Source organism: Bradyrhizobium sp. P5_C11_2 (genome assembly GCF_054049755.1).
Window position 1 is genome coordinate 1 of sequence record NZ_JBFULT010000308.1, and the last position, 9104, is coordinate 9104.

Below are 9104 nucleotides of genomic sequence, written 5' to 3' on the forward strand. Positions count from 1 at the left end.
CTACATGCGAGACCAAACTTGTGACGATTGCTCTTTGGTTGATGAGGAATTGAGCCGCGAGCGTCACCGGGGAGAACGCTCCGTACTTGTGGATGATAGCCGCCAACCAGCTTCCTAAAGCGTGGCTATCCCTCGTCTCCTGATCATTAGCGGTAGAAGACTTGGCATCTTCCAACACCTGATCGAAGCTTTGTACTCCAACGCGAGCTAAGATCCTCTGAGCAGCGCCGATGAGAAACCGAGCCTTCTTTGCAGGTTCGTCATCGGAAAAGGCAGCCGCTTCACCGTCAAATTTCAGTTCTCGCAGCCCGCGTTTTTTCTCATAAACCCTTTTGCCTTCCGAGGTCTGCCGCAGCGCGCGCGTGTGATCTACAGTCTTGCTCATGTGTTATCCCTCCGCTGGGGACAGACCGCATGGTGACGACACGGCAGGCCGGTGCGGACCGGCTTTTCGGGAGCTACCCTAGCCGTGCCGGTTCTTCGGCGTCTCCGCCAAAACTCTAGCTATCTCCCGAGCATATCGGTTGAAGGCCGCGCGCTTCTCTTTGTGGCGCTCATACATGTCATAGTGAACCGAGCCCACGTCGCGCGGCTTGTGATTTAAGCAAGCGTCTCGATCCTCTTTCTTGATCCCGAGAGCGGACATTCTGGTTTCGACCGTGCGCCGCAGGTCGTGAGGCGACGGCGGATCTTCAATCCACTTGCCGTCCATTGTCTTTGCAAGCCGGGCCATGGCGACGGTTAGGGCATGCCCGCTGATCGGCTTTGACCTGTCCTTGGACCTGGGAGAGGGGAATAGGACCGACGACCCAGCCGGAAGGATGGCGATAGCTTCTTTCACCACATCCAGAGCCAAGGGCGAGAGCGGCAAAAAGAAATCGCGCTTGTTTTTCACCCGTTCGGCAGGGATCGTCCACCCGGCGGCTTTCGCCTGGTTGAGGTGCGAGAACTCCGCGAGAGCGGCGCCGGCCACCTCAGTAGCGCGCCCCGCGGTCAGAAGCGCTAGTCGGAGAGCCAAGCCGGTTCGGCGGGATATCGGTTTTTCGATCGCTCCCCGCCAGAACGTGCGCAGCTCGTCGTCGTCTAGCACTCGTTTGCCGGTCTTCTCCGCACCGCGCTTCTTCAGCCGCGACATGGGGTTGTCTTCCCCCAGGTCACAATCGACCGCGAAAGAGAAGATTTTCGATATCAGGGAGTGAACGCGGTTGGCGGCGGTCGGGGTGCCGGCCGCAACAATGCCTTCCAGAAGCTCGATGCAGTCCGCGCGCCGGATCTTCCGATAGTCGCGCTTTCTCCACTTCGGTAGTACGTGCTTATCAAGGTTGCGCCGGTCCTCGTCCACGGACCTGGGGCRCTTGTGCCGCTCCGCGTGCTCGACCATGTAGCGCTCAGCGAGCACGGAAAACTCACGCGAGCCCGCGTCCGCCCTTGCCGCTCGCTTCGCCTCGATGGGGTTGACGCCGCCCGCAACTTGCCTGCGCATGTCCTCCGCATCAGACCGGGCCTTGGCCAAGCCGATGTCGGGATAGTTGCCCAGGGTGGCGCGCAGAGTGCGCCTAGTGAGCGGATCACGGAACCGAAACCCCCATGATGAAGCACCGCCCTTTGTCACGCGCAGCACAAGGCCGGCACAGCGCATGTCCGCAACCTCGAGCCTGCCCTCAGCCGGAGGTTCGATGGCCCGGCAGAACGCATCCGTCAGCAGCTTTTTCATGCGCCCCCGCGGGGACGCAATGGGGACACAGAATTGCGGGATGCAGCGGGACTGACCAGAACGGAGCGGGACATTTCGCGAGAATAAACGGAGAACTGGCCCCTTTCAACCGTCCCGTTGCGTCCCCCACTGATTTGAGCATCAGACTACGAATCTGAGGGTCGGACGTTCGAATCGTTCCGGGCGCGCCATTTGCGGTAGTAAGTCGTCCAATGCGTGCTATCGATCGTCTGCTCTCCCGCCTCGTCCTGTTCCTTGCAATCGCAGCCGTCCCGGTGCTTCCCGTGCGCGCGGCCGAAACCTGCCCGTTCATCAGTGCCCAGGAGCTCGCCGGCGCGATGCCGGCGCTCAAATGGTCACTGATTTCAAATCAGGACGGCCGCGGCTGCATCTACCAGGGCGGGCGCGGCGACACGATGATGTTGACCGTGTTCCGCAATCCCGACAAGGACCGCGCCAGGGAATTGTACGCGACCTTCGTCAAGACGCTTGGCGAGCGCATGCCGCTTAACGCAGTCGCGGGGATCGGCGACGAAGGCCAGGGCGGAACGAGCGCCACCGGCGCGCAGCGCCAGGAGGCCTCGGTCGTCGCCCTGTCCGGCGATTACGTTCTGCAGATCAGCGTCTATCCGATCGGCCGGCGTACCGACGACGCGCTGCTCGGGCCGCTCGCCGAAGCCGCGCGCGTTGCCATCGCCAACGTGAGCAAGAGCAGCGAGCGGTTCGGTAATTGCGAGTGGCTCACGGCCGCGGATGCAGACGGCTTTCTCGACAAGGGCACGCTGACGGTCCAGCGGACCGGCGCGGGCAGCTGCATGATGTTCGATCGCGAGGCCAACACCATGACCGTCGCGGTGATCGCGATCTCGCGCGACACCGTCATCAGCATGATGAAGCGCACGGGCCCGTGCCAACATGTGGCGATACCCGAGCTCGGCAGTGAAGCGTTCGGCGAGCATTCCTGCACCAAGGGCAACGGCAACGCCGTCAACATCTATGTCTGGAAGAACGGCAGGCAGGCTTCGATCCTGTTCGCGCCGGTCAAGCCGCATCCTGAGTCCGGCTCGGTCGAGCGCCTGAAGGCGGTCGCCGGGCGCGTCTATGGAAAATTGTAACGGCGCCGCGTGACATGGCCGGCGCATGCGCCCGCAGCTCAGCTGGATAGAGCATCAGACTACGAAGCTGAGGGGCGGACGCTCCGGGCGCGCCATTTCCAAACTGGCTAGACGGAGCGCAGGATGCGGTCGACCACCAGCAGCGTGGCCCGCCCCGCGACGCGCGCGCGATGGCGCGTGCCCGCAGTAACCACGAACAGCTGGCCCGCGCTGAGCGCGTGCGTTCCATGCTCGGTATCGAGGCATACGGTGCCGGACATGACGTAGAAGAGTTCGTCGCTGTGTTCGTGAACGTGCCAGTCGGCGGCAATGTCCTGCATGACGCGGCAGCGCACCGCGTTACCGTTCACGCTCGCCACATCGAGGCTCTTCCATGCGATCGTGACGCCGTCATGCACAGAGGTGAGATCACACGGAGATTGCATCATCGTGCTCTGAGGGTTGGAGTCGCGCCTGGTGCAGCGGTGACACGCGGCACCGCCAGCGCCGAGATAATCTGCACGGCGCCCGCGATGAGTCCCAGCCCGACCCCGAGACGCCAGGCGAGGTCATAGGATCCCAGCGCGTCGTACAGAACGCCGCCGCCATAGGCACCGAGAAAGCTGCCCAGCTGGTGGCTCATGAAGGCCAGCCCCTGCACCATGGCCTGCCAGCGCAGCCCAAACATCTCCACAACGGACCCGGCAATCAGCGGGCCGACACCGAGCCACAGAAAGCCCATCATCGCAGCAAACAGCAGTGTGGAGGTCGGTGTTGGCGGGCCGATGAAGTACCATGCGAGCACGAGCGAGCGCGTCGTATAGATCAGGCCGAGCAATAGCCGCTTCGACCAGCGGCCACCGGCCCAGCCGAAGAACACGCTGCCGAACACGTTGAAGATTCCGATCAGGCCGAGGGCTTCCGCGCTCAGCATCGGGTCCATGCCGCAGATCTGAAGATAGGACGGCAGGTGCGTGGTGATGAACAAGAGCTGCATGCCGCAGACGAAGTAGGACCCTGCCATGATCAGGAACGAACCGCGGCCGAGGGCCGTGCACAGTGCGGCGGTTACGCTGACCTCGCCGATGTCGCCGGCCGGCGCTGCAGGCACCGCGATGCGGTCGGCGCGCGAGGCGAACCATGCCGACGGTATGAGCCCGAGGGCCAGCACCAACAGTGCCAGGACGCCGATGCGCCAGCCGTGGGCGGCCGTGACGTTCTGCGCGAGCGGCGCGGAGGCGAGCGCTCCCAGCGACCCGGCCCCGGTGATCAGCCCCAGCACGAGGCTACGAATTCCTGGCGGAACGGCGCGAGCCGATACGGCGAGCGCCATCGCGGAGGCGGTGCAGGCGAGCGAGGTGCCGATCAGGATGCCGGCGCCGATCACGACTCCCGGCAGGCCGTGCGCAGTTGCCATCACGGCCAGCCCCGCGATGTAGATGACCGCACCGGTCAGCAGGATCGGGCGGAAACGGAAGCGTGCGGCAAGCGCGCCGACGACGGGCTGCAGCAGCCCCCAAGCGAGATTCTGAACTGCCAGCGCAAGCGTGAAATCCGAAACCGTCAGCGCGATGTCGCCGGTGACCGGCTGCACGAACAGGCCAAAACTCTGGCGAATGCCCATGCTGAGGCTGAGCATCACGGCGGCGCCGAACAGGATCGGAAGATGGGGGCGGAGTGGCTCTTGTTCGGCCATGAGGCTCTCCTTCCGCAAGGGCAATACTTGATTACACAGGTCTGTGTAATTATTGTCAGGGCTGTCGTCAAGGAAAATTACACAGGTCTGTGCACCATGAAGCGCGCCGAGGGCAGGACCGCAATGCAGGAACGCATCCTCGATACGGCTGACCGGCTGTTCTACGGCCAGGGCATCCGCGCGACCGGAGTCGACACGATTGCCGACGAGATCGGGATCAGCAAACGCACGCTGTACAATTACTTTCCGTCGAAGGACGAGTTGATCGTCGCCTATCTGGAGCGGCGCCTGCGGCCGCGGCCACCGAGCGAGCAGCCTCCGGCCGAGCAGATCCTCGGCGATTTCGAGCGGCTGGAGAGCGTGTTCGCAGACCGCGGCTTTCGCGGCTGTCCGTTCGTCAACGCGGTGGCAGAACTGAAAGAGCCCGGTCACGCCGCGAATCGCATTGCATTGGGCTTCAAGGAGCAGCGGCGCATCTGGTTCCGCGATCTCTTGATGCGGCTGAAGGTCACCGATCCGGAGACGCTGTCGCTACAGCTCGTGCTCCTTGTCGACGGCGCGATCGCGGCGGCGCTCGTGCGCGGCGACCCGGCGGTGGCACGCGCCGCCCGCGCGGCCGCCCGCGTGTTGCTTGCCGCAGCAGGGGTCGATCCTCCGGACAGCGCGGCGCGCCATTCCGGCTCCGGTCATGCCGCAGCCTTGCCGTCATTGAAGATTCCCGTGCAGGACTGATTCCGATCGRCTTCAGCGGTTTGCCAGCGCCTCCTTGCACTTGGCCGCAAAGGCGTTGAGATACGCGCCCATCTCGCTCGCCAGCGCCTCGGATCGATCGACATTCTGCAGGCTCATGTTGAGTGCGTAGACCGGAAGTCCCTCCAGCACGATGGGCGTTGCGACGGCAAGAACGGCAGGCTGCCACGATACCGCGCAATAGCCGTCACGCTCGACAGCGCTGATCGATCGCCTGACGTCGGCGAGCAGCGCCTTCGTGGCCGCAGCGCTGCGCCGTCTGAACAGTCTCAGCAACCGCTCGCGCTCGGCCCCGGCAATGCCGGCCAGGTACGCGCGACCGAGCGACGTCAGCTCCATCGGCACCTGCTGGCCGGCGACCACGTTGCGCAGCGCCGCGCGGGGGCTATAGCGGATCGATTCGAGATAGACCATCATGGTTCTATCAGCGGTCGCGAGCCCCACGTTGAGCCGGCGTTTCGCCGACTCGGCCCGCATCATCGCTCCGATCGCGTTGAGCACGGGTGATCCCGTCCGCATCGCATGACCAACACTGATGACCGACGCGGCAAGGCGGTAGGTCCGCTCAGCGCGGACTTCGTCGAGCATCCCGGAATTGACCAGCGTTCGTGTCAGCCGGCTGACCGTCGATCGCGGCAATCCGGTTCGCTCCGCAATCTCGCCGTTGCCGAGCGTGTCGACGCCGGGCCGGAAAGCCCTGAGGATCTCGATGCCCCTTTCGAGCGACCGGTTGCCGTCAACCCCGCCCGCATATCTGCGCGCCTGCGCCATATCCGGCCTCCCAAAGGCATTTCCACTAAGTGGAATTAAGGGGATGTTCCGCAAGGTGCAAGCCGCTATAGCCGGGAAGAAGAATGCCCGGCCGCGCACGGCTCGACCAGGAAGCGGCACGGCGTGAAAGCGGCATTCGGGAGCCGACTCCAACCACGGAGCTTGCCATGTCCTATCAGCTCATCGAATTTTCCGTCGAAGCCGGTGTCGCGACAATCGCATTCAACCGGCCGGAACGGCGCAACGCCATGAGCGACGACATGCGCGCCGAGTTCGTCAGTGCGCTCGAAGCCGTCGCCCGGGACAAGGCGATCAAGGCCCTGGTGCTGACCGGGCGCGGCAACGCCTTCTGCGCCGGCGGCGATATCAGCGGCATGAAGCGCCGGCTCGAGGCGCCGCGGGGCGAAGTCGCATTCAACGGATGGAGCCGTCAGCAGGGCGTGCACCATGTGCAGTCGTTCCTGCTCGGCCTGCCGAAACCAACCATCGCCGCCGTCAACGGCGCCGCGGCCGGCCTCGGTGCGGACACCGCGCTTGCCTGCGACTTCGTCATGGGAACGGAACGATCGAAATTCACCTGGTCCTACATCAAGCGAGGCCTGATACCCGACGGCGGCGGCCTGTATTTCCTGCCTCGCCGGGTCGGGCTTTCGAAGGCAAAGGAACTGATCTTCACCGGGCGCATGGTCGAGGCCGACGAAGCGCTCTCGCTCGGCATCGTCGATCGCAAGGTGGCTTCGACCGAGCTGCTGCCGGCCGCGCAGGCCTGGGCGGCCGAACTGGCACAGGGGTCTCCCACCGCGCTCGCTCTGGGCAAGAAGATCCTGAACGAGACCTTCGAGCATTCCGCGCATGATATTTTCAGTCTCGGCAGCCAGGCGCAGGCCATCTGCTACACTAGCGCGGAGCATCGTGACGCTGTGACAGCGTTCCTCGCGCAATCCTCGTCGAAGGATTGAGCGAYGGATGCCATCGAACGCCTGATCCGACCACGTAGCGTCGCAATCATCGGCGCTTCAGCAGACCCGAGCAAGACGTCAGGGCGACCGGTCTCCTATCTCCAGAAACACGGCTTTGCGGGTGAGATCTATCCCGTCAATCCGAAGGTCGCGGACATCGGCGGTCTGGCCTGCTACGTCGACGTCGCTTCGCTGCCTGATGTGCCTGATGTCGGCATTGTCCTGCTCGGCGCGGAGCGCGCGCACATCGCGGTGCGCGAATTGTCCGAACGGGGCGCTGCCGCGGCGATCGTTCTTGCCAGCGGCTTCACCGAAACCGGGGCGGAAGGCGCCGAGCGCCAGAAGCAGCTCATGGAGGCCGCCGGATCCATGCGCCTGCTCGGGCCGAACACAATCGGCCTCGTCAATCTCACCGACAATATCGTGCTGTCGGCATCCGGCGCGCTGGCGATGGATCACTTCCCGACGGGCGCGATCGGACTGGTCTCGCAAAGCGGCGGTATTCTCGGCGCCTTGTTGTCGCGCGCCGCCGCGCGCGGCGTAGGGCTGTCGAAGCTGGTGTCAACCAGCAACGAAGCCGATCTCGAGCTCGCTGATTTCATCGACTTCCTTGCCGACGACAATGCGACCAGGGTCATTGCGCTTTACATCGAGGCGATCCGCAATCCGGCTCGCTTTCGCGAGGCGGTCCTCAAGGCGCGGCGCGCCGGCAAGCCCGTCGTCGCCTTCAAGATCGGGCGATCGGAGGCGGGCGCCAAGGCGGCCGTCTCGCACACGGGAGCGCTCGCGGGCTCCGACCGCATGTACGACGCCTTGTTCAGGCAGCTCGGCGTGATCCGCGCCAAGACGTTCGATGATTTGCTCGACATTCCCGCAGCCCTTGCGGCGGAACGGAAGCTGTCCGGCAAGCGTGTGGCGATCCTCACCTCCACCGGTGGCGCCGGCACGATCGTTTCGGACAGTCTCGGCGTCGCCGGCTTTGCAACACCTGCCCCCGACGCGGAAACGGCCGCGCAACTGCGCGCCTTGCAGTCGGGATCGCACGCCGCGCTCGATCGCAATCCGATCGATGTGACCCTGGCCGGCCTGCAGCCGGATCTGCTTCGCGCCGCAATCCGCATCCTGCTCGCAAGTCCCTCCTACGATGCGCTGACCCTCATCGTCGGCTCGTCGGCGGTGGGATCGCCGACCCTGATGGCCGATGCCATCCACGACTGCCTGCCGATGAGCGACAAGCCCGTCATTGCCTATGTCAGTCCCTACGCGCCCGACGTGGTCTCCGTCCTCACCCGGCGAGGCGTCCCGGCCTATACGTCCGCCGAAAGCTGTGCCGCCGCGCTCGACGGGCTCTTGCAGGCCGGACTGCCGGAACAGGTCCAGACATCCGGCTCGACCGCGATGACGGCCGATATCAGCGACTTCCCGGCGGGATCGCTGGATGAGGCACAGGCCAAGGCGCTGTTCGTCCATTTCGGCGTGCCGATCGTAGCGGAGAAGGTGGTCGCAACATCAGCCGAAGCGGAACAGGCGGCGCGCGACCTCGGTGGCCGGGTTGTGCTCAAGATTCTCTCGCGCGAGATCGCGCACAAGAGCGACGTCGGCGGCGTCGCGGTCAACCTGACCGCTGATACGATCGGTGACCGCCTGACGGTGATGGCGGAGGAGGTCGAAGCCAGGGCCGGGAAGCGATCCGAACGGTTCCTGGTTCAGGAGATGATCTCGGGCGGCGTCGAAATCATTCTCGGGATGCATCGCGATCCCCTGGGAACCGCGATCCTTCTCGGAATGGGCGGCGTCACCGCCGAATTGCTCAAGGACACGACGATGCGTCTGCTTCCACCGGACGGCGGCCTTGGTCTGTCCGAAGCCCGCGCGATGGTGCGCGACCTTGTCACGTGGCCGTTGCTGGACGGTTTTCGGGGCCGGCCGAAATGCGATGTCGAAGCGCTCGCAGGGACGATCGTCGCTTTCTCGCGCATGGTTGCGCAACTCGGCGACCGCCTGGCCGAGGCTGAAATCAATCCGGTCTTAGTGCTGCCGGCGGGCCAGGGCGTGAAGGCAGCAGACGGATTGGTTGTTCTCAATGTCTGAACAAAATCGGATGGAGCTCCAGATGGCCA

The 9104-nt window shown here is 64.5% G+C and carries 9 protein-coding genes and 1 tRNA gene; 5 read left to right on the top strand and 5 right to left on the bottom strand.

Translation table 11 applies throughout. The annotated features are described in order from the left end of the window. Together ACXJL8_RS25215 and ACXJL8_RS25220 are read right to left on the bottom strand one after the other, a co-directional pair. A partial coding sequence (locus tag ACXJL8_RS25215) for a hypothetical protein (RefSeq protein WP_456685783.1) occupies window positions 1–385 on the bottom strand: 385 nt, incomplete at its 3' end. A gap of 78 nt (window positions 386–463) precedes the next feature. Beyond that, window positions 464–1714: a tyrosine-type recombinase/integrase gene (locus ACXJL8_RS25220; protein WP_456685784.1), complete on the bottom strand. Its 1251-nt coding sequence runs from the start codon at window positions 1712–1714 to the stop codon at window positions 464–466. Window positions 1715–1926: 212 nt separating this feature from the next. Here ACXJL8_RS25220 and ACXJL8_RS25225 point away from each other — a divergent pair, with 212 nt between their 5' ends. Together ACXJL8_RS25225 and ACXJL8_RS25230 are read left to right on the top strand one after the other, a co-directional pair. After that, a complete protein-coding gene (locus ACXJL8_RS25225) occupies window positions 1927–2829 on the top strand; it encodes a hypothetical protein (protein WP_456620620.1) in 903 nt (300 codons plus the stop codon). Between the two features lie 27 nt (window positions 2830–2856). Next, a tRNA-Arg gene (locus ACXJL8_RS25230) sits at window positions 2857–2924 on the top strand. Window positions 2925–2936: 12 nt separating this feature from the next. Here the strand turns inward: ACXJL8_RS25230 and ACXJL8_RS25235 are convergent. Both ACXJL8_RS25235 and ACXJL8_RS25240 read right to left on the bottom strand, forming a co-directional pair. Beyond that, window positions 2937–3254, bottom strand: coding sequence for a cupin domain-containing protein (locus ACXJL8_RS25235; RefSeq protein ID WP_456620619.1), 318 nt, complete (start codon window positions 3252–3254; stop codon window positions 2937–2939). Next, on the bottom strand, window positions 3254–4504 hold the full coding sequence (locus ACXJL8_RS25240) for an MFS transporter (RefSeq protein WP_456620618.1): 1251 nt from the start codon (window positions 4502–4504) through the stop codon (window positions 3254–3256). Before ACXJL8_RS25240 ends, ACXJL8_RS25235 begins: the two co-directional genes overlap by 1 nt. Window positions 4505–4627: 123 nt before the next feature. On the opposite strand from ACXJL8_RS25240, the gene ACXJL8_RS25245 reads away from it, so the two are divergent. Continuing rightward, on the top strand, window positions 4628–5236 hold the full coding sequence (locus ACXJL8_RS25245) for a TetR/AcrR family transcriptional regulator (protein WP_456685785.1): 609 nt from the start codon (window positions 4628–4630) through the stop codon (window positions 5234–5236). Window positions 5237–5248: 12 nt separating this feature from the next. Here ACXJL8_RS25245 and ACXJL8_RS25250 read toward each other — a convergent pair whose 3' ends face one another. Beyond that, the gene (locus ACXJL8_RS25250; protein ID WP_456620616.1) at window positions 5249–6025 is read right to left on the bottom strand and encodes an IclR family transcriptional regulator; all 777 of its coding nucleotides are present in this window, start codon (window positions 6023–6025) and stop codon (window positions 5249–5251) included. 167 nt (window positions 6026–6192) lie between these two features. Between ACXJL8_RS25250 and ACXJL8_RS25255 the strand changes: the two genes are divergently transcribed. Then, a complete protein-coding gene (locus ACXJL8_RS25255) occupies window positions 6193–6984 on the top strand; it encodes an enoyl-CoA hydratase/isomerase family protein (protein WP_456620615.1) in 792 nt (263 codons plus the stop codon). 12 nt (window positions 6985–6996) lie between these two features. Next, window positions 6997–9075 carry an acetate--CoA ligase family protein gene (locus ACXJL8_RS25260; protein ID WP_456685786.1) on the top strand — a complete coding sequence of 693 codons (2079 nt, stop codon included), beginning with the start codon at window positions 6997–6999 and terminating at the stop codon, window positions 9073–9075. The last annotated feature ends 29 nt before the right edge of the window (window positions 9076–9104 follow it).

What these genes read in the sequence shown, in the direction of transcription:
- ACXJL8_RS25250 (WP_456620616.1), bottom strand. Translation starts at nt 6,025, where the DNA reads ATGGCGCAGGCGCGCAGATATGCGGGCGGGGTTGACGGCAACCGGTCG.
- ACXJL8_RS25240 (WP_456620618.1), bottom strand. Translation starts at nt 4,504, where the DNA reads ATGGCCGAACAAGAGCCACTCCGCCCCCATCTTCCGATCCTGTTCGGC.
- ACXJL8_RS25235 (WP_456620619.1), bottom strand. Translation starts at nt 3,254, where the DNA reads ATGCAATCTCCGTGTGATCTCACCTCTGTGCATGACGGCGTCACGATC.
- ACXJL8_RS25225 (WP_456620620.1), top strand. Translation starts at nt 1,927, where the DNA reads ATGCGTGCTATCGATCGTCTGCTCTCCCGCCTCGTCCTGTTCCTTGCA.
- ACXJL8_RS25245 (WP_456685785.1), top strand. Translation starts at nt 4,628, where the DNA reads ATGCAGGAACGCATCCTCGATACGGCTGACCGGCTGTTCTACGGCCAG.
- ACXJL8_RS25255 (WP_456620615.1), top strand. Translation starts at nt 6,193, where the DNA reads ATGTCCTATCAGCTCATCGAATTTTCCGTCGAAGCCGGTGTCGCGACA.